This window comes from Acidocella sp. (assembly GCF_027352905.1).
Lineage (GTDB): Bacteria > Pseudomonadota > Alphaproteobacteria > Acetobacterales > Acetobacteraceae > Acidocella.
In genome coordinates, this window is sequence record NZ_DAIEIF010000048.1 from 1 (window position 1) to 20,354 (window position 20,354).

Annotated in this window: 14 protein-coding genes; 9 read left to right on the top strand and 5 right to left on the bottom strand. The window is 67.7% G+C overall.

Annotation, left to right across the window (positions count from 1 at the left end):
- On the bottom strand, nt 1-973 hold a 973-nt coding region (locus M7H45_RS08710), incomplete at its 3' end, for a glycosyltransferase family 8 protein (protein ID WP_298216114.1).
- Between the two features lie 146 nt (nt 974-1,119).
- Here M7H45_RS08710 and M7H45_RS08715 point away from each other — a divergent pair.
- Nucleotides 1,120-4,458: a DUF2126 domain-containing protein gene (locus M7H45_RS08715; protein WP_298216116.1), complete on the top strand. Its 3,339-nt coding sequence runs from the start codon at nt 1,120-1,122 to the stop codon at nt 4,456-4,458.
- Nucleotides 4,451-4,741, top strand: coding sequence for a hypothetical protein (locus tag M7H45_RS08720; RefSeq protein WP_298216118.1), 291 nt, complete (start codon nt 4,451-4,453; stop codon nt 4,739-4,741). Before M7H45_RS08715 ends, M7H45_RS08720 begins: the two co-directional genes overlap by 8 nt.
- Here M7H45_RS08720 and M7H45_RS08725 read toward each other — a convergent pair.
- Nucleotides 4,719-6,863 carry a glycosyltransferase gene (locus tag M7H45_RS08725; protein WP_298216120.1) on the bottom strand — a complete coding sequence of 715 codons (2,145 nt, stop codon included), beginning with the start codon at nt 6,861-6,863 and terminating at the stop codon, nt 4,719-4,721. The genes M7H45_RS08720 and M7H45_RS08725 overlap by 23 nt on opposite strands.
- A gap of 38 nt (nt 6,864-6,901) precedes the next feature.
- On the opposite strand from M7H45_RS08725, the gene M7H45_RS08730 reads away from it, so the two are divergent.
- Together M7H45_RS08730 and M7H45_RS08735 are read left to right on the top strand one after the other, a co-directional pair.
- Nucleotides 6,902-8,503, top strand: a complete 1,602-nt coding sequence (locus M7H45_RS08730; protein ID WP_298216122.1) for an NAD(P)/FAD-dependent oxidoreductase — start codon at nt 6,902-6,904, stop codon at nt 8,501-8,503.
- 76 nt (nt 8,504-8,579) lie between these two features.
- Nucleotides 8,580-9,917, top strand: a complete 1,338-nt coding sequence (locus M7H45_RS08735) for a bifunctional diguanylate cyclase/phosphodiesterase (RefSeq protein WP_298216188.1) — start codon at nt 8,580-8,582, stop codon at nt 9,915-9,917.
- Here the strand turns inward: M7H45_RS08735 and M7H45_RS08740 are convergent.
- The 3 genes from M7H45_RS08740 to M7H45_RS08750 all read right to left on the bottom strand — a co-directional run bounded on the left by M7H45_RS08740 (nt 9,879) and on the right by M7H45_RS08750 (nt 12,143).
- The gene (locus tag M7H45_RS08740) at nt 9,879-10,361 is read right to left on the bottom strand and encodes a hypothetical protein (RefSeq protein WP_298216124.1); all 483 of its coding nucleotides are present in this window, start codon (nt 10,359-10,361) and stop codon (nt 9,879-9,881) included. The genes M7H45_RS08735 and M7H45_RS08740 overlap by 39 nt on opposite strands.
- A 109-nt stretch (nt 10,362-10,470) precedes the next feature.
- Nucleotides 10,471-11,643: an acyl-CoA dehydrogenase family protein gene (locus M7H45_RS08745; protein WP_298216126.1), complete on the bottom strand. Its 1,173-nt coding sequence runs from the start codon at nt 11,641-11,643 to the stop codon at nt 10,471-10,473.
- 5 nt (nt 11,644-11,648) lie between these two features.
- Nucleotides 11,649-12,143 carry a MaoC family dehydratase gene (locus tag M7H45_RS08750; protein ID WP_298216128.1) on the bottom strand — a complete coding sequence of 165 codons (495 nt, stop codon included), beginning with the start codon at nt 12,141-12,143 and terminating at the stop codon, nt 11,649-11,651.
- A 128-nt stretch (nt 12,144-12,271) separates the two neighbouring features.
- Between M7H45_RS08750 and M7H45_RS08755 the strand changes: the two genes are divergently transcribed.
- The 5 genes from M7H45_RS08755 (at nt 12,272) to M7H45_RS08775 (ending at nt 20,227) form a co-directional block, all read left to right on the top strand.
- Nucleotides 12,272-13,876, top strand: coding sequence for an acyl-CoA carboxylase subunit beta (locus tag M7H45_RS08755; RefSeq protein ID WP_408832770.1), 1,605 nt, complete (start codon nt 12,272-12,274; stop codon nt 13,874-13,876).
- Nucleotides 13,877-13,881: 5 nt separating this feature from the next.
- A complete protein-coding gene (locus tag M7H45_RS08760; RefSeq protein ID WP_298216132.1) occupies nt 13,882-15,891 on the top strand; it encodes a biotin carboxylase N-terminal domain-containing protein in 2,010 nt (669 codons plus the stop codon).
- 111 nt (nt 15,892-16,002) lie between these two features.
- Complete coding sequence (locus M7H45_RS08765; RefSeq protein WP_298216134.1) at nt 16,003-17,124, top strand: HlyD family secretion protein; 1,122 nt, start codon at nt 16,003-16,005, stop codon at nt 17,122-17,124.
- A complete protein-coding gene (locus M7H45_RS08770; protein ID WP_298216136.1) occupies nt 17,121-18,671 on the top strand; it encodes a DHA2 family efflux MFS transporter permease subunit in 1,551 nt (516 codons plus the stop codon). The genes M7H45_RS08765 and M7H45_RS08770 overlap by 4 nt, the downstream gene beginning before the upstream one ends.
- Nucleotides 18,668-20,227, top strand: a complete 1,560-nt coding sequence (locus M7H45_RS08775) for an efflux transporter outer membrane subunit (RefSeq protein WP_298216138.1) — start codon at nt 18,668-18,670, stop codon at nt 20,225-20,227. Before M7H45_RS08770 ends, M7H45_RS08775 begins: the two co-directional genes overlap by 4 nt.
- The last annotated feature ends 127 nt before the right edge of the window (nt 20,228-20,354 follow it).

A 20,354-nucleotide genomic window follows, 5' to 3' on the forward strand; every position in this document is an offset into this window, starting at 1 on the left:
GCAGCTCCCGCCGCAGCCGGGGGGCGAGGGCGGCGAAGCGGCGCACATGCCCCCTGAGCGCCTCCTCCGGCACGTGGCGAGCGGCGCGGGCGGCGCGGGCTGCGGCGCGGCGGCGCCAGGGCAGGGCGGAGGCGAGGCCGGGATGGACGAAATCCGGCCAGGGCGAGTCCCGGAACAGGGCGGCGAAGGCCGCGGCCTCCCGCCGGCCATAGAGCGAGGCCCATTCCGGGTCGCGCCAGGGTTTGAGAACGTTGAGGTAATGGATGACGCGCGGCGCCAGCCCCGCCTCCAGCCCCAGCCCGAGATAATGGGTGGGAAAATTCCAGCGCGGCGAAAGCTCCCGGACGCGCCCCGCCGCCAGCACGTTGAGCGCGTCCTGATCCATGAAGCGCAAAGCCGGGCCGCGCGCGGCGATGAAGGCGGCGGCGCGCTCCCAGAGGCGCTCCGCCCGCCAGAGCGGCGCGTTGATGAGGATGACGCCGCTGTTGAAATAGGGAGAGGCGAGGGGCAGGCCGATGCGGCGGCGGTAGGCATCCCAATCCTCCCGGCCGGCGGCCTCGCCCAGATATTCGCCGCAATCCTCGGCCATCGCCGCGAGGGCGCCGCCCATCTCCAGGGCGAAAAGCGGGGCGAGGCCGCCGGTGAGGCGCGTATCGGCATCGAGGTAGAGCAGGCGGTCATAATCCGGCAGCCAGAGTTCCGCCGCCGCCAGCCGCGCATAGGCGAAGGGCGACATATGGGCGGGACCGCCCGCCTGGCTCAGCCCGGCGGGGAGGCTGACGGCGCGGATGTTGAGGCCGGGCGCGGCGGGCAGCGCCGCCGCCACCGCCGGGGGGGTCAGCAGCCAGACATCGAAATTCCGGTGCGGCTGCGCCGCCGCGCTCCGCGCCGCCACCCAGGCGAGCTTGGCATAGGTTTCATCGGCGGCGAGGACCACCGCGTTGCCCGCTCCGCCGCTTCCGGCCTGGCGCATTCCTGCCCTCCGAATCGGCAAACTCAGCCCGCCCATGCTCGCACCGCGCGCAAAATCTGGCAATCGGCCGCGCTTTCGGTTTGCTTGCTATTGCGTTGCGAAAGCGCCATGCGCCATGCTGGCGCTTCCTGCCTTCCGGAGCCTTCATGTCCATCCACGCCGCCATCACCCACCGCACCAGCTATAAATACGACCGCCCGGTGACGATGGGCCCGCAGACCATCAGGCTGCGCCCGGCCCCTTATGCGCGCACCCCCATTCTCTCCTATTCCCTGCAAATCGCGCCCAAGCCGCATTTCCTCAACTGGCAGCAGGACCCGCAAGGCAATTTTCTCGCCCGCGTGGTTTTTCCGGAGCCGGTGACGAGCTTCGAGGTGGTGGTGGATCTCGTCGCCGATATGGCGACCATCAACCCGTTTGATTTCTTCCTGGAACCGCAGGCCGAGACCTTTCCCTTCGCCTATGACCCGGTGCTGGCGGAGGAATTGGCGCCCTTCCGGGTGGTGCATGCGCCCGGCCCGGCTCTGGCCGGGCTGATAGGGGCGGCGAAGGCGAAATTCTCCGGCGAGCCGCCGCGCACGGTGGACATGCTGGTCGAGATCAACCGCATGGTGCAGGAGCGGATCGCCTATGTCGTGCGGCTGGAGCCGGGGGTTTATACGCCGGAGGAGACGCTGGAGCTGGGCATGGGCTCCTGCCGCGATTCCGCCTGGCTGCTGGTCAATCTGCTCCGCCATCTCGGCTATGCGGCGCGGTTCGTCTCCGGTTATCTCATCCAGCTCGCCGCCGATATGAAGCCGGTGGACGGCCCGGCGGGGCCAGAGGCCGATTTCACGGATCTGCACGCCTGGGCGGAGGTTTACCTGCCCGGCGCGGGCTGGGTGGGGCTGGACGCCACCTCCGGCCTGTTCGCGGGGGAGGGGCATATCCCGCTCGCCGCCACCCCTTCGCCGCAATCCGCCGCCCCCATTTCAGGCGGCTTCACCGCCGGGGAGGATACCAAGACCGATTTCGATTTTCATATGGAGGTGCGGCGCGTCGCCGAGACGCCGCGCGTCACCAAACCCTATACGGAGCGGCAATGGCAGGACATTCTGGCGCGCGGCGCGCGGGTGGACCGCGCCTTGCTGCAAGGCGATGTCCGCCTGACCATGGGCGGCGAGCCGACCTTCGTCTCCGCCACCGACCATGAGGGGGAGGAATGGAATATCGATGCGCTGGGGCCGACCAAGCGCGCCTATGCCGGACGGCTGATCCGCAAGCTCACCCCGCTCTGGGGCAAGGGCGCGGCGCTCACCTACAATATGGGCAAGCATTATCCGGGCGAGCAATTGCCGCGCTGGGCGATTCACGCCCATTGGCGGGCGGATGGCGAGGCGGTGTGGAAAGACCCCGCCCTGCTGGCCTCGGACGATGATTTCGACACCGCCACCGCCGAGGACACCGCCCGCTTCGCCAGAGCTTTGGCGGAACGTTTGCAGGTGGACCCGGGGCTGGTGCAGGCGGCTCACGAGGACATCCATTATTATTTGTGGCGGGAGAAGCGCCTGCCCGCCAATGTCGTGGCCGAGGACGCCAAATTGCGCGACCCCCTGGAGCGGGCGCGGCTGGCGCGGGTGTTCGGCCAGGGCCTGGCCGCCAGTGTCGGCTCCGTGCTGCCGCTGCGGCGCGTGATTATGGATGGCCAGCGCCGCTGGCAATCCGGCCATTGGTTCTTCCGCGATGATCTACTCTTTCTCATCCCCGGCGATTCGCCCATCGGGCTGCGGCTGCCGCTGGACAGCCTGCCCTGGGCCGACCCCGCCCATATCGAGCAGGATTTCGAGCCCGACCCCTTCGCGCCGAAAACCCCCTTGCCCCGGCGCGACGCGTTTCAGCGCGCGCGTTTCCGCGATGGCGCGGGCGAGGGGCGGGGGGCGATCGAGGGTTTCCGCCCCATGGCGCAAAGCCTGCCGGTGGTGGGGCGCGAGGAGCCGGGGGTGGTGCGCACCGCCCTTTGCGTCGAGGCGCGGGACGGCAAGCTGCATATCTTCTACCCGCCGCTTTACGACGCGGAGGATTGGCTGGACCTGACCGCCGCCATCGAGGAAACCGCCGCCGAATTCGGCCGCAAGGTGGTGCTGGAGGGGTATCTGCCGCCCGAGGATGAGCGCATCGTCAATTTCTCGGTGACGCCCGACCCGGGCGTGATCGAGTGCAACATCCCCGCCTCGTCCAGCTGGGCGCAGCTTGTCGAGCGTACCGGCCAGCTCTACGAGGCGGCGCGCGAGGTGGGGCTGGCGGCGGAGAAGTTTTTACTGGATGGCCGCCATGTGGGCACTGGCGGCGGCAACCATGTGGTGATGGGCGCCAGCGCCGCCGCCGATTCGCCCTTTCTCAGGCGGCCCGATTTGCTGAAATCCATGCTGGGTTTCTGGCATAATCATCCGAGCCTCTCTTATCTGTTTTCCGGACTGTTCATCGGCCCCTCCTCCCAGCATCCGCGCATCGACGAGGCGCGCGACGATTCCATCAACGAGTTGGAGATCGCTTTCCGCGAGACGGGCCGCCAGGCGCAAACCCCGCCCTGGCTGGTCGACCGTTTGTTCCGCAACATTCTGTGCGACATGACCGGCAACGGCCACCGCACCGAGTTCTGCATCGACAAGATGTACGCGCCGGAGTCCGCCTCCGGCCGGCGCGGGCTGGTGGAGTTCCGCGCTTTCGAGATGCCGCCGCACCCTGAGATGTCCGCCGCGCAGCAATTGCTGATGCGCGCCGCCATCGCCGCCTTCTGGGAGCGGCCCTATGAGCGGCGGCTGATCCGCTGGGGCACCCGGCTGCATGACGAGTTTCTGCTGCCCCATTATTGCGAGGAGGATTTCAAGGATTCGCTGGAGGAGCTGGCGGCTTTCGGGTTCCCGCTGGAGGCAGGCTGGTTCGCCCCGCATATCGAGTTCCGCTTTCCCAAGCTGGGCGAGGTGAATCTGCGTGACATGAGGCTGGAGCTGCGCCATGCGCTGGAACCCTGGCACGTGCTGGGCGAGGAGCAGGCCCAGGGCGGCACCGCCCGTTACGTGGACAGCTCCGCCGAGCGTTTGCAGGTGAAGCTGGATGGCTGGGTGGATGAGCGCTACGTGCTCGCCTGCAATGGCGTCGCCATGCCGGTGCAGCGTACCGAGGTGCAGGGGCAGTATGTCGCCGGGGTGCGCTTCAAGGCGTGGCAGCCTTATTCGGCGCTGCATCCGACCATCCATGCCCAGACGCCGCTGATCTTCGACGTTTACGATAGCTGGAGCGGCCGGTCCATTGGCGGCATGACCCACCATGCCGCGCATCCGGGCGGCCGCGCCTATGAGGATTTCCCGGTCAATTCCAATGCCGCCGAGGCGCGGCGCCGGTCGCGCTTCTGGCCCTTCGGCCATACGCCGGGGCCCAGCCCGCTGCCGCTGCCGCCCGCCGGGCCGGAAAATCCCCGCTGCCTCGATCTGCGCCGCTATGCTTAAACGCTGGCTGCGCCGCTGGCGGGAATTCCTGGGGGCGGACATCACGGCGGCGCTCGACCGGATGCAGCCCGAATTGCGGGAGTTGCGGGCGGAAACCGCCGCCTTGGCCTTGGCCGCCCAAGAGCGGCATGAGCGGCTATTGGCGGAGCTGGCCGCCTTGCGGACGGAATTGGCCGGGCAGCGGGCGGAGATGGCGGCGCATCATGGCCGGGACGGCGCCCTGGCCCGGCAAATGGAGGCCGCCTTGCTCGCCATAGCCCTCAACCAGCGGGGCGCGGCATAGCCGGGCCGGACTCCAGCAGCAGCGACAGCAGCCGCCGCGCGTAGCCCGCCATGGAATGCGCCTCGATATAGGCCGTCCGCGCCGCCTCCCGCTCCTCGGCGCCGCTCAGGCAGTCGAGCAGCGCCCCGGCGATCTCGCCGATATCCGGCCAGTCGCTCACCCGCCGGACATAGGCGGGCGCGGCGATGTTCTCCGCCAGATCGCGGCTGGCGGCGCAAGGCAGCCCGGCGCCGATGAGATCCTGCAGCGCGGCCGAGATGCCGCCCGGCTGGCCGAGGCGCAATTGCAGGCCGGCATCCGCCGCCGCCATCCAGGCGCGGTATTCCGCGGCCGGGAGATAGCCCGTGCCGAGCGTGACGCCCAGCGCCTTCGCCTCGGCGGCGAAGGGGGCGAGATTCATCTCCGCCGCCCCCGCGAAGACCAGCCGGGCGCGGGGGAGCCTGGCTTTCACCCGCGCGAAGGCGCCCAGCGCCTCGGCGATGCCCTTGCCGGGGACGAGAAAGCCCAGCGAGACGACAAGCCGCTCCTCCGGCGCGATGCCAAGCCGCGCCCGCGCCGCCGCGCGCTCCGCCCCGGTGACGGGCGGATACGGGCGCATCATGGGGAAGGGGAGAAACGCCGCCTCCGCCCCGAAGCGCGCCCGGCACAGGGCGGCGGGCTGCGGCGCGTGAAAGATGAGGGGCCGGGCGGCGCGGGCGAGCGGGCCGAGAAAACTCGCCTCGCGCCGGGATTCGTCCGCGGCCCAGCGCGCCACCTCCGCCGCGCTCACCGCCCGCCCCAGCTCGGCGCTCGCCTGCGCCGCCGCGGGTTCCAGCCCCGCGGCGGTGGCGAGGCCGAGCAGGCGGGAATCGTGGCAGAGGGCGCCCGCGCCGTGGCGCAGGCAGAGATCGTGGATGCTCTTGTGCAGGGGCGAATTGCCGATGACGCAAAGCGCCGCGTCGTAGGCGCCCTCCAGCAAGGGCAGGGGCGAGAGGAGCGGGGGGGCGAAGACATCCACCCGCCCCAGCCCGCGCAGCGCCGCCAGCAGCGCGGCGGAATGGTCCGCCACCCCGCTGCGCGCCGGCGGCAGGGGGGTGAGCATCGCCAGGCGGGGCGGAGACACGGGCCGGGGCGGAACGCCTTGTTCCAGCGCCGCGAAGACCCGGCTGGCGACCGCGGCCTCGGTGAAGGGCGCGGCCAGATCCGCCTGGGCCGCCACCACCTCCGCCCGCCGCGCCAGGGTCTCCTCCAGCAGCCGCGCCAGGGCGGGGGCGTCATCCACGCCGAACAGGAACCGCCCGGGCAGTAAAGCCCGGTGGGCGGGAATGTCCGAGGCGAGGGAGGGCGCGCCGGCCTTGCACGCCTCCATGACCGGCAGGGAGAACCCCTCGGCCCGCGAGGGGGTCACCACCGCGAGCGCGCCGGCATAAAGGGCGGCCATCTCCGCGTCGCTCACCCGCCCCGGCAACGTAACCGGGCTGAGCGCCCGCAGCCGCGCCGCCGCCTGCGGCCCGTAAGCGCCGGTGATGACCAGGGGAATCTCGCGCAGCGCCGGGCTGGAGGCGTGGGCGCGCAGCAGCGTCTCCGGGTTTTTGCGGGGATCGTCGCCGCCGACCATGAGGATATGGCGGGGCGCGGCGGGCGGCAGCGCCTCAAGAAAGGGCGGCAGGCCGACGCCGGTGACCGCCGCCTCCACCGCGCCGAACAGCTCGCGCAGCCGGGCCAGGGTCGGCTGCGAGATCGGCAGGAAGACATCGTAGCGGCGCAGCCAGGCGAGGGCCGCGAGATAGTCGAGCCGCGCCACCGGATCGCCCAGATAGCGCTCCGGCTCGTCGAAGGGGATGAAATCATAGACGCAGGCGGCCTTGCGCACCCCTGTATCGGTGAGCAGCCGGGCGCAGAAATTCTGATCCGGGGAGAAAGGGGAGGGGTTGAGGAAGCGCCGCGCTCCCGGCACATAGGCGTGCGGCGAGAGCCGGGCCGCCTGCCTCGCCACCGCCTCCGGCAAGGGGGGCAGGCGCGGATCGTACAACCCCACCCAGCCGGGGGGCGCGTGGCGCAGCAGGGCGCGGGCATGGTTGCCGATGCCTCGCTCCGCGTATTGCGTGTCCTGCAAGCAGCGCAGATCAATCACCATGGTCATTGGCGCGGCGGTCTCTCCGGGTTAGAGCCGCACCTAATATGGTTTCCCGTTCCTATCCAAGGCGCCTCGAGGAGTTGCGCCTGCCGCTCGACCATGGCGAGGCCGAATTGAAGGCCGCGATCGCGCGGGGATTCGGCGTGGCGGAAGCGGACCTGCTCTCCTACCGCATCCACCGCCGCGCCTGGGACGCGCGGCGCAAAGCGCGGATCATGCTGGTCTACACCATCGACGCCGAGCTGGCGGCGCCGGTGGCGGCGGGCGTGGCGGTGCCGGATATGGAGTATAAATTTCCGGTGCGCGCCGCCCGCCCGCCCGCCCAGCGGCCGGTGATCATCGGCGCGGGGCCGTGCGGCTTGCTGGCGGGGCTGAGTCTCGCCGAGGCGGGGTTCCGCCCGCTGATCCTCGAACGCGGCAAGGCGGTGCGCGAGCGCACCAAGGACACCTGGGGGCTCTGGCGGCGGGGCGAACTCGACCCCGGCTCCAATGTTCAGTTCGGCGAGGGCGGGGCGGGCACGTTCTCGGACGGCAAGCTTTATTCCCAGATCAAGGACCCGCGCCATCTCGGCCGCAAGGTGCTGGAGGAGTTCGTGGAGGCGGGCGCGCCGGAGGAGATCCTCTACATCGCCAAGCCGCATATCGGCACGTTCCGGCTGGTTTCCATGGTCGAATCCATCCGCGCCAAGATCATGGCGCTGGGCGGGGAATACCGCTTTGGTTGCCGGGTGGAGGATTTCGAGATCACGGCGGGGCGGATGCGCGCCGTCATCCTCGAAGGGGGCGAGCGGATCGAGAGCGGCCATGTGATTCTCGCCATCGGCCATTCCGCGCGCGACACCTTCGCCCGGCTGCACGCGCGCGGGGTGGCGATGGAGGCGAAGCCCTTTTCCATCGGCCTGCGCATCGAGCATCCGCAGGGGATGATCGACCGCCACCGTTTTGGCGCCTTTGCCGGGCACAAGCTGCTGGGGGCGGCGGATTACAAGCTGGTGCATCATGCCGGCAATGGCCGCTCCGTCTATAGTTTTTGCATGTGCCCCGGCGGCACGGTGGTGGCCGCCACCTCCGAGCCGGAGCGCGTGGTCACCAACGGCATGAGCCAGTATTCCCGCGCCGAGCGCAACGCCAATGCCGGGATCGTGGTGGGGGTTTCGCCCGCTGACTATCCGGGCGGGCCGCTGGCCGGGATCGCGTTTCAGCGCCGCTGGGAAAGCGCGGCCTACCAGGCGGGCGGCGGCGGCTACCAGGCACCCGCCCAGCTGGTGGGGGATTTTCTCGCCGGGCGGGCCTCGCGGGGATTCGGCGCGGTGGCGCCCAGCTATAAGCCGGGCGTGCGTCTCACCGATCTCGCGCCGGTTTTGCCGGATTACGCCATTACCGCGATCCGCGAGGCGTTGCCCGCTTTTGCCGGGCAAATTCCGGGGTTCGACCGCCCGGATGCGGTGCTGACCGGCGTGGAGACCCGCACATCCTCGCCCGTGCGGATTCCCCGCGGGAAAGATTTTTGTTCTTTGAACGTATATGGTTTATACCCTGCGGGAGAGGGCGCCGGATATGCCGGGGGGATTCTCTCGGCGGGGGTGGATGGGCTGAAAGTCGCCGAGGCGGTGATGCGCCATGCCGGACAAGACATAACAGATTGATATTTCAGGTGAGGACGGGCCAGAGGGGGTTTTTCGGGAAGGGAAATTGATATATGGGGACGTTGTCTTGCTGCCCGTGAGGCTCTGGCCCCGGCGGTTCCGTCTCATGCTGGCGCAAGCGGCGCGGCGGCTGCGTCCGCCCCGCCATGACGAGGTGACCTGCCTGCTCAACCGGCGGGGTATGCGGGACAAGCTCAAGAGTTTCGCCCGGGGCTCGCCCATGCTGCTCTGTCTCGGCCTGGAATGGCTGAAACCGGTGGATGACCTGTTCGGGCGGGACGGCGTGAATGAATTGCTAGTCGAGGCCGCGGCGCGCCTGGGCGCGCGGCTGCAGGATGGAGATATCCTCGCCAGGGCGGGCGGCGATGAATTCATGATTTTACGGGCGGAATCGCTGGGCAGGGACGCCGCGATCGCCTACGCCCGGGCCATGATCAATTGCCTATCTCAACCTTTTACCCTGAAGGGCGGCAAGGCCCAGATCAGCGCCTGCGCCGGGCTGGCGCGCGGCTATGGCCACGGGGAGACCGCCGAGGGCCTGCTGGACGCCGTGCATATCGCGCTGGGGCAGGCCAGGGCCGCCGGAGCGGGACAGGTGCGGCTTTTCACCGAGGTGATGAACGAGCGGTTATCGCGCCCGCCCCAATGGGAAGAGGAGTTCCAGGCGGCGTTGCGCGACCGGGATTTCCTTCTCCTCTTCCAGCCCATATTCGCGTGCCAAAGCCTGACCCTATGCGGCTTCGAGGCCCTGGCGCGCTGGCGGCATCCGGGGCGCGGCATGATCGGCCCCGAGGAATTCATTCCCATCGCCGAGGCGGGAGACATGATCGGGGCGTTCGGAACCTATATGCTCGAAGCGGCCTGCCGCGCGGCGAGCGCATGGCCGGGGGCGTTGCGGGTGGCCGTCAATCTCTCGCCTGTGCAATTGCGCGACCCGGCCCTGCCGGAACGGGTAAGAGAGATCCTGGACAAGACTGGTTTGGCCTCGGGGCGTTTGGAATTGGAATTGACCGAGGGAACGATGCTGGAGCCGACCCGCCAGACCCAGGCGAGCCTGGCGGCGCTCAAGGCCATCGGCGTCAGCCTGGCGATCGACGATTTCGGGATCGGCTATTCCAGCCTCAGCTATCTGCACCGTTTTTCGTTTCAACGCTTGAAAATCGATAAATCCTTCGTCGAGGACGCCGCCTGGTGCGGGGATGCCGGCATCGTGATCCGGGCGATCATCGGGCTGTGCGCGGCCTTGGGGATGGAAAGCCTCGCCGAGGGGGTGGAAACCCGGGAACAATTGGAATTTTTGCGCGAGGCGGGCTGCAACGAGGTGCAGGGATATCTGCTTGGGCATCCGCTGGCGGAGGAGGAAATACCCGCCCTGCTAGCGCGGCTGGGGGGCGGGCCGCTCATCCTGCCTTGAGGCGAGGCCGGTCAGCGCCGCCGCCATGGCGGCGGCGAGCTCCGCATCCGGACAGCGCAGCCGCCAGAGCGGGGGTTCCTGGCCAGGCGTCTCCACCTCCAGCACATGCTCCTGGAAGCCGTTTTCCACCTTCAGACGCGCCGCATGCGCGCCGAGCGCGGCGAGGGGGAGGATGGCGGAGCGGACCCGCGCGCCATCAGGCTCGGCAAGAAATACCAGCCCCCGCCCCCGGTCCGCCGCAAGGCCGCCACCGCGGGGCAGGAAATTATCATCCGGCGAGAAGGGGCCGGGATGGCTCCGCAAGGCCGCCTCCAGCCGCTGCCAGCGGCTGCGCAGCCTGGAGGCCCGGAAGCGGCCGGCGAGGCCGAGCCAGGCGCGGGTGGGCAGGGCCGCGATGGCGCAGAGAACAAGCGTGCCGATGATGAACAGCCAGTGGAAAAACACGACGCGGGGAAATCCTGAAGGGATGGTGGCCAATCCACGGGACTTAAGGCAGCGCCCCGCCCCCGGCAAGGCCGCGCGCTCCACCCCAGCCCTTCCCTCCCGCCATGGCTCAGGCCATGCGCTTCGCGACTTCCTCCAGCATCACCTCAGTGGCGCCGCCGCCAATGGCCTGCACCCGGGCATCGCGCGACATGCGCTCAACCGTGGTTTCGCGCATGTAGCCCATGCCGCCATGGAATTGCACGCAATCATACATGACCTCGTTGACGAGGGTGCCGCACAGGGCCTTGAGCATCGAGACCTCCTTGGCCACGCGCTCGCCCTGGGCGTCGCGCCAGGCTATGCTGTAGAGGAAGGCCCGCGCCGCCTCCACCTGGGCCGCGCGCATCGCCAGACGCTGGCGGATGGCGCCTTTGTCCCACAGGCTGGCGCCGAACGCCTTGCGCTGCTGCACCCATTCCAGGGTCAGCTCGATGGCCCTGGCAGCCTCGCCGACAGTCTGGGCACCCAGGGTGATACGCTCATTCTGCAAATTTTTCACCAGGGAGTAGAAGCCCTTATCCTTCTCGCCAAGGAGATTGCCGGCGGGAACGCGGCAATCGGCAAAGGTGAGCTCGGCGGTGTCGCTGCACAGCCAGCCGGTTTTCTTCAACGGCCGGGCGACGGAGAAGCCGGGCGTGCCCTTCTCGACGATGAACATCGAGATTTGGTGATTGCGGCCCGGCGCGCCGGTTTTCGCCGCGACGAAATAGATGTTGGCGTGGACGCCATTGGTGATGAACATCTTGGCGCCGTTCAGCACCCAGTGGTCGCCCTGGAGCACGGCGGTGGTGCGCATGCTGGCGAGGTCGGAGCCCGCATCCGGCTCGGTCATCGCGATGGCGGCGATGGATTTGCCCGCGATGATGTCCGGCAGGTAGCGCGCCTTCTGCTCGGGCGTGCCGGCATGGTAGAGATGCGGACTCGCCATATCCGTATGCACGAGGACGGAGGCGGCGAAGCCGCCATAGGTGCAGCGCCCCAGCTCCTCGGCCAGCACCACGGTGCCGAGCGTGTCCATGGCGCTGCCGCCATACTCGGTGGGGTAGCGGATGCCGAACAGCCCCAGCTCGCCCATCTCCCGCAGGGTTTCGCGGGGGATGAAGCCGGATTCCTCCCAGGCATCGCCGAAGGGGATCACCCGCTCCTCGACGAAGCGCCGCACCGTGCGGCGCAGCTGCTCATGCTCCTCCCGGAAGACGAGATGGGGGAATTCTGTGGGGGTCATGCGGTTTTCGAGCATCGGGATCAGCCTTTGACGGGGCGTTTGTGCATGAAGGCCTGGCGGCGGCATTCCGCCACCAGCACGCCGTTCTGGTTATAGCCGCGATGGAGGAAATCCACGATGCCGGCGGTGGGGCGGGAGCGGGATTCGCGCTTGGCGGCGATCTCGGTGGTGGCGCGGATGGTGTCGCCCTCGAAGACCGGGGCGGGGAATTTGATATCGGTCATGCCAAGATTGCCGATGGTGGTGCCGACGGTGGTGTCGTTGACCGAGATGCCGATGACCAGGCCGAGCGTGAACAGGGAATTGACGATCGGCTTGCCCCATTCGGTTTCCGTCGCGCAGAAATGCGCGTCTATGTGCAAGGGCTGAGGATTGAGCGTCATGTTGCAGAACAGCATGTTGTCCATCGTCGTCACCGTGCGGGTGAGCCGGTGGGTGAAGACGAAGCCCAGCTCGAAATCCTCGAAATAAAGGCCGCCGCGCGGATGCGTGGACCTGGGAAACTCGCTGCTCATGTAAAACGTTCCTCCGGCATGGCGTTCGGGCGGGCAGGGCGGGCGCCGCCGGCGCGGCCCTTGTCCACCTAACTAACGCTTGTTATGTACCCGGGCGGCGGGGCGACATCAAGCCGCGCGGGGGAGGGCTGGCATTGCCTGTACTGGAAACCAGGATTCGCGGTGGCGAGCAGTTTGAGCGCAACGCCGCCGCCTACGCGGCATTGCTGGAGGAGCTGCGCGCCCGCCACCGCCACGCGGCCGCGGGCGGCGGGGAGAAGCTGCGCCGCCGCCATATAGAGCGCGGCAAAATTCCGGTGCGGGACCGTATCGACCATCTCGTCGATCCGCTCTCGCCATTTCTTGAGTTCTCGCCGCTGGGCGCCTGGGGATTATACGATAACGAGGTGCCCTGCGCCGGGATCGTCACCGGCATCGGCGTGATTTCCGGCCAGGCTTGCGTGATCATCGCCAATGACGCGACGGTGAAAGGCGGCTCGCTGTTTCATGAAACGGTGAAGAAGCATTTCCGCGCCCAGGAGATCGCGTTCGAGAACAAGCTGCCCTGCGTCTATCTGGTGGATTGCGGCGGCGCGTATCTGCAGGAGCAGGACAGGGTGTTTCCCGACCGGGACCATTTCGGCGGCACGTTTTTCCAGCAATGCCGGATGTCCGCCGCCGGGCTGCCGCAGATCTCCGCCGTGTTCGGCGGCTGCACGGCGGGCGGCGCCTACATACCCGCCCTTTCCGATGAGCTGGTGATGGTGCGCGGCACCGGGCGGATTCATCTCGGCGGCCCTCCCATCGTCAAGGCCGCCATCAACGAGATCGTGGATGGCGAGACGCTGGGCGGCGCGGAGATGCACACGCTCGTCTCCGGCGTCTCCGATTATCTGGCGGAGACCGAGCTGGCGGCGCTGGCCAAACTGCGCGACATCATCGGCTCCCTGGGTCTGCGCGAGCAGCCGCGCGCCGCGCCCGGGCCCGCGCGCCCGCCGCTCTATGACCCGGCCGAGCTGGGCGGGATTGTCGGCACCGACCTCAAGCGGCCCTACGATGTGCGCGAGGTGATCGCCCGCATGGTGGATGGCAGCGAGTTTCAGGAATTCAAGCCGGCTTACGGCTCCACTTTGGTCTGCGGTTTCGCGGAGATTCATGGCGAGAAGGTGGGGATTCTCGCCAATAACGGCGTGCTGTTTTCAGAGGCCGCGACCAAGGGCGCGCATTTCATCGAATTATGCGACCAGCGCGAAACGCCGCTGCTCTTTTTGCAGAACATCACCGGCTTCATGGTCGGCACCGAGGCCGAGCGCGGCGGCATCGCCAAGCATTCCGCCAAGCTGGTCTATGCCGTCGCCAATGCCCGCGTGCCGCGTTTCACCGTCATCATCGGCGGCTCCTACGGCGCGGGCAATTATGGCATGTGCGGGCGCGGATTCCGCCCGCGCTTTCTGTTCAGCTGGCCGAATGCGCGCATCGCCACCATGAGCGCCGATGTCGCCGCCACCGTCGTCACCGATCTGCGCCGCGCCAGCCTCACGCGCGGGGCGGCGGATGAGGAGGAGATCGCGCGGGTGGATCGCGAGACGCGCGCCCAGTTCGAGGCGCAGAGCACGCCCTATTACGCCACCGCCCGCATCTGGGATGACGGCATCATCGAGCCGCAGCAAACCCGCGATGTGCTCGGCCTTTGCCTGGCTCTGGCCGCCCGGCGGGTGGAGTTGCCGCCCAACCGGCCGGTTTACCGGATGTGACCCGCATGATCCCCTCCCTGCTCATCGCCAATCGCGGCGAGATCGCCGTCCGCATCATGCGCAGCTGCGCGCGGCTCGGTATCCGCACCATCGCCGTCTATTCCGATGCCGACCGCGAGGCGCCGCACGTGCGCCTCGCCGATGAGGCGGTGCGGATCGGCCCCGCCCCGGCGCGCGAAAGCTATTTAAGAGCCGAGGCGATCATGGAGGCCGCCGCCCGCGCCGGCGCCGCCGCCATCCATCCGGGTTATGGATTTCTCTCCGAGAAACCCGAGCTTCCCCGCCTCTGCGCGGCGGCGGGGCTGGTCTGGGTGGGACCCTCGGCGGAATGCATCGCCATGATGGGCGACAAGATCCGCGCCAAGCGCATCGCCGCCGAGGCGGGGGTGAAGAGCGTGCCCGGGTATGCGGGGGATGAGCAATCCACCGCCCGGCTGCGGGAGGAGGCGCGGCGCGTCGGATTTCCGTTGATGGTCAAGGCCTCGGCCGGGGGCGGCGGGCGCGGCATGCGCCGGGTGCACGCGCCGGAGGAGCTCGACGCCGCGCTGGATATCGCCCGGCGCGAGGCGGAGGCCGCCTTTGGCGACCCGGCTCTGCTCATCGAGCGCCTCGTGCTGCGCCCGCGCCACCTGGAGGTGCAGGTGGCCGGGGACAAGCATGGCAATCTCGTGCACCTTTTTGAACGCGATTGCTCCGTGCAGCGCAACAACCAGAAGGTGCTGGAGGAGGCGCCCGCGCCCAACCTGCCCCCGGCGGCGCGGGCGGCGCTTCTGGGCAATGCCGTCAAGCTGAGCCGGGCGATCGGCTACGATAATCTCGGCACGGTGGAGTTCATCTTCGAGGATGGCCAGGACGAGCCGTGGTTTCTGGAAATGAACACTCGGCTGCAGGTGGAGCACCCGGTGACGGAGGCGATCACCGGCCAGGATCTGGTGGAGTGGCAGATCCGCATCGCCTCGGGCGAGGCGCTGCCCTTGCGCCAGGAGATGATCCAGGCGCGCGGCCACGCCATCGAGGCGCGCATCACGGCGGAGCGGGCGGAGCAGGGCTTCCGCCCCGATGCCGGAGTGGTCATGGCCTACAGGGCGCCCGAGACGATCCGTTTCGATTCCGGCATCGCGCCGGGCAGCGAGGTGACGCTCTTCTACGATTCGCTGCTGGCCAAGGCCATCGCCCATGGCGAGACGCGGGCGGAGGCGCTGGCGCGTCTCAAGGAGGGGCTGCGCCATACCGTGATCCTGGGGCCGCGCACCACGCTTGCCTTTCTGGCCAGCGCGCTGGACCAGCCGGATTTCGCTAATGGCCTCGCCACCACGCGCTTCATCGAGGAGGCGTTTCCGGAAGGCTGGCAGCCGCCCGCCACGCATCTGGCCTTGGCGCGCGCCATTGCCGCCGTGCTGGCCGCCACGGCCCCTCAGGCGTCCATGCCCGCTTCCGCGTGGGGGGCGCCGGCTCTGGCGGGCTTCCGGGTGCTGGCCCCGGCGGGGGCGGGCGCGGCCGCGCATGTGCTGGTGAGCGATGAGGACGAGGCGGCGGAACTGGCGGTGACGCTGCCGCGACCCGGCGTCTACCGGGTCGCGGGCAAGGCGGGCGCGATCGAGCTCCGTTTGCGGCGGCAAGGGGAGGCTTTCGAGGCGGAACATGAGGGGCGCGTCATCCCGGGCTGGCATGCCCAGGCGGGCGAGGCCATCTATCTCCAGCTGGCGGGCGAGACGCACGGGGTCTCCATTTCCACGCCCGCCCGCGCGGCGGCCTCCGGCGGGGGTAAGGGCGGCGCCGCCTCCGGCGCGGTGCTGGCGCCGATGCCAGGGGTGATCGCCGAGATCAAGGCCGGGCCGGGCGAGCGGGTGGAGGCGGGGCAGACCATATTGGTGCTGGAATCGATGAAATTATTCACCTCGCTCAGCGCGCCGGTGAGCGGCCTGGTGGAGGAGATTTTCTGCCGCGCCGGCGAGACGGTGGCGGCAGGGGCGCGGCTCATGGTGATCGAACCGGACGCCGCTTCGCCCACATAACCTAATCGCAATCGCGGCGTTATCCTTTCCCGCCGCGGCGGCGGGGTGCGTGCCTTGCCGCGGCTTTCATGAATGCATACTTGCAAGGCAGTCATGAATGGAGAGGCTTCCTTGGCGGAGCAGGGCGAAGAGAAAGACAAACAGGACGACGAGGCGAAGCACGAGCCTGGGAAGCGGGAGGAGGAGGATAACAAACCCCGCAGCAAATGGCCGCTGATCATCGCGGGCATCGCCGTGGTGGTGCTTGTTATTGCCGGGCTGATCTATTGGCTCGTGACCAGGGGAGAGGTGACGACGGAGGACGCTTATACGGATGGGCGCTCCATTTCCCTCGCCACCAATACCTCCGGCTATGTCACCGCGCTTTATGTGGACGACAATACCTTCGTGCATAAAGGCGATCTGTTGATGATCGTCGATCCGCGCACGAATGATTCCCAGCTGGCGCAAGCGAAATCGAACCTGCTTCTGGCGCAGGCCAACCTGGCCTCCGCCCAGACGAATCTCCAGATCGAGGAGGTTCGGGCGCCGGCTCAACTCACCCAGGCCCAGGCGCAGCTCGAGCAAGCGCAGGCGCAGCTCGCCAATGCGCGGCGCAATTATAACCGCCAGGTTTCCGTCAACCAGCGCGCCACGGCCGCCACCGATATCGACCAGGCGACGGAGCAGCTGCGCACGGCCTCCGCCCAGGTCAAGCAGGCGGAGGCGAATCTCGCCGTCGCCACGCTGGTGCAGCAGAATATCGAAACCGCGGTGCAGCAGGTGGCGCAGCGCGAGGCGCAGCTGGCCCAGGCCCAGGCCAATCTAAAATCCGCGGAGGTGGCGCTTTCCTATAATTACATCCGGGCGCCGCAGGATGGCTGGATCACGATGCGCAATGTCGAGCTTGGCACCTATCTGCAGAGCGGGGCGCAGGTGTTTTATATCGTCGTGCCGCAGACCTGGATCGTCGCGAATTTCAAGGAAACGCAGCTGAACGGCATGCGCGTCGGCCAGAAGGTCACGATCTCGGTGGATGCGTTCCCCGCCCTCAAGCTGCGCGGGCATGTGCAGAGCATGCAGCAGGGCTCGGGCGCGGTTTTCTCCGCCTTCCCCGCCGAGAACGCCACGGGCAATTTCGTGAAGATCGTCCGGCGCGTGCCGGTGAAGATCGTCATCGATTCTGGCTTGCCCGCCTCTCTGCCCATGCTGCCGCTCGGCATCTCCGTCGAGCCCACGGTGCATGAGCGATGAGCAAGGGCGGCCATAATCCATGGGCGGTCGCCATCGTCGTCACCCTCGCCGCCTTCATGGAGGTGCTGGACACCACCATCGTCAATGTCTCGCTGCCGCATATGGCGGGGTCGCTCTCGGTCTCCAATGACGACGCGACTTGGGCGCTCACCACCTATCTCGTCGCCAACAGCGTCGTGCTCACCATTTCCGGCTCGCTTTCGCGTCTCATCGGCCGCAAGCGTTTCTTTCTCATCTGCATCGGCATCTTCACCATCGCCTCCTTTGGCTGCGGCGTGTCCACCTCCTTTCCGGAGTTGCTGTTGTTCCGGGCCATCCAGGGCTTCTTCGGCGGCGGATTGCAGCCTTTGCAGCAGGCGATCATCCTGGACGTCTTCCCTCCCGAAAGCCGCAGCCGCGCCTTCTCACTCACCGCCCTGGCGATCATCGTGGCTCCGGTGCTGGGGCCACTTGCCGGAGGCTGGCTCACCGACACCTATTCCTGGCATCTGATCTTCCTCATCAATGTTCCCGTTGGCCTGATCACTTTTTTCGGGGTCATGCATTTCGTCGAGGATTCCGAGGAGATCAAACGCGAGCAGGCCAATGCGCCGCCTTTCGATTATATCGGGACGATTTTCATCTTCCTGGCTTTGGGCTGCCTGCAGATCGGGATGGACAGGGGGGAGGATTACGACTGGTTCGGCTCTATGTTCATCCGCGTGACCTTGGGGATTTCGTTTCTGTCGTTTTTGTTTGGCTGCCTCTATCTGCTCTATACGCGCCACCCGGCGGTGGATTTGCGGGTGCTCAAGGACCGCAATTTCGCTTTCGGTTTCGTGCAGATCGGTATCGTCGGGCTGACGCTTTATTCCAGCTCAGTCTTGATCCCGCAATTCACCCAGCAGCAGCTCGGCTATACCTCCATGCTGGCGGGGCTGGTTCTCGCTCCCGGCGCGGTGGTGCTGATGTTTCTGATCCCGATGGTGGGCCTCGCCATGAATTATCTCTCGCCCAAAATGCTCATCGTCTTAGGGGGAGCGGCGCTCGCCGCCTCTTTGTTCTATTCCATGGATCTGGTGCCGGACGACAGCTTCGATCATCTCGTCATATTGCGCGCCACGCAGACCATAGGGCTGGCGTTTCTCTTCGTGCCGATCAGCACCGTTGCCTATTTCACTCTGCCCAACAGCAAGCAGGGCGATGCCGCCGCCCTGTTCTCCATGTCGCGCAACATCTTCGGCGGTATCGGCATTTCCATCGCCACCGCCATCGTCACCGAGCGGGCGCAGGTTCATCAGACCTATCTGGTCGATCACCTGCTCCCCTCCCCGGGATACGACTCGCTGCTCGCCCGGCTGGAACAGGCTTATCAGAATCATGGCGTGCCGGCGGTTGCCACCGCCTCCCAGGCCATCAAGCAAGTTTACCAAATGCTGCAAACCCAGGAGGCCGTCCTCGCTTACATCGATGTGTTCTGGTACACGGGCTTGCTGGCGCTCGTGCTGATCCCGACGGCCCTGTTGATGCACTCCGGGGCCGGCCAGCATAAAGCTTCCGGTAAATGAACGCCTCCTTTCTGCGCGCCGCGCTTTGCCTTGGCCTCAGCGGCTGCATGCTGGGGCCGGATTTCACGCCGCCCGCGCCGCCCGCCGCGGCGAATTTTCAACATGCCGGAGCCTTCACCACCGAGCAGACGAACCCGGACCCCAATTGGTGGAACGGCTTCGACGATCCGGTGCTGACCCAGATCATGCAAACCGCCATCGCCGGAAATATCAGCCTGCAGCAGGCGGTGCTGCGGGTGGAGCAGGCGCATGAGAACGTGGTGCAGACCCGGGCGGAGGGGTTGCCTTCCATCAACGCCGGCGCCTCCTTCATGCGGGAGCAGGAGGGGATCAAGGGAATCGCCGAATCCTCGGGCGCGTATGACCAGCTCGACCAGGTGGCCGCGCAGGCCAACGCCGCCCTGCCGGGCAGCGGCCCCGCCGTTACCAATGCCGTCAATTCGGCGCTGGACAAGCTGGGTCAGCCGGTGAATTTCTGGCAGTACCAGCTCTCCTCCTCCTGGGAGCTTGATCTTTTCGGCAGGGTCCGCCGTTCCGTTGAGGCGGCGCGGGCGAATGAAAACGCCTCTCTGGAAGCGGCGCGGGATTCGCTCGTCATGCTCGAATCCCAGGTGGCGCAAGCCTATTTCCAGCTGCGGGCCGCCCAGGCCGCGCTGGCGCGGCAACAGCAATCCGTGGCCTCGGCCCAGGATGAACTCGATCTCACCATCAACCGCGCCGATCACGGGCTGGTGCCGCAATCGGATGTCGATCAGGCGCGGACGGTGTTTCTCTCCGCCCAGGGGCAATTGCCGGGTTACGAAAAGCAGGTGCAGCAATATCTCACCCAAATCGACACACTGGCCGGGCGGCCGCCCGGCGCGCTGGATGCGATGCTGACGACGCCGGCTGCCTTGCCCGTGCCGCCCGCGATGATCGCCACCGGCGTGCCCTCCACCCTCGTGCGGCGGCGCCCGGATATCCGCGAGGCCGAGGACCAGCTGCATCAGGCCACGGCGCAGATCGGCGTGGCGATCGCCAGCTTCTTTCCCGATATCAGCCTGACCGGCAGCGTCGGCTTCCACGCGCTGGATGCCTCCTACCTCACCAACTGGGCCAGCCTGTTCTATTCCTTCGGCCCTTCCATCTCGCTGCCGATTTTTCAGGGCGGGCGGCTGGTCTCCAACCTCCGCCTGGCGCGGTTGAGCCAGCAGAACGCGGCGCTGCAATACCGCGCCACGGTGCTGAACGCGCTGGCCGAGGTGGAAAACGCGCTGGTCGCCTGCCATGCCGACCAGCAGGCCTATGCCGACGCTCTCGCCACCGCCCAAACGGCGGAGGACACGCTGGTTCTGGCCCAGAGCCGTTACGCCCAGGGCCTCACCAGTTTTCTGCCGGTGCTGGATGCCGAGCGCACCGCTTTTTCCGCCCAGCAACAGCAAATCCAGGCGCAATCCCAGCTCGATATCGACACGGCCGCCCTTTATACCGCCTTGGGCGGCGGATGGCAGGAAACCCAGCAACCGGTGGGGCCGGCCGCCGCCGCGCCTCCCGCGCCCGCTCCGTCCACGGGATAAACCGCCCCCGCTGGCGTTTTTGCCCGGCAGCCTCTATATAAGCATCGCGCCGCTTCCGGCGCGTTAAACCAAGCGGCAGAACGGGGCGAACGCCATCGGGCTGATCTGCGCCGCCGCCGGCGATATT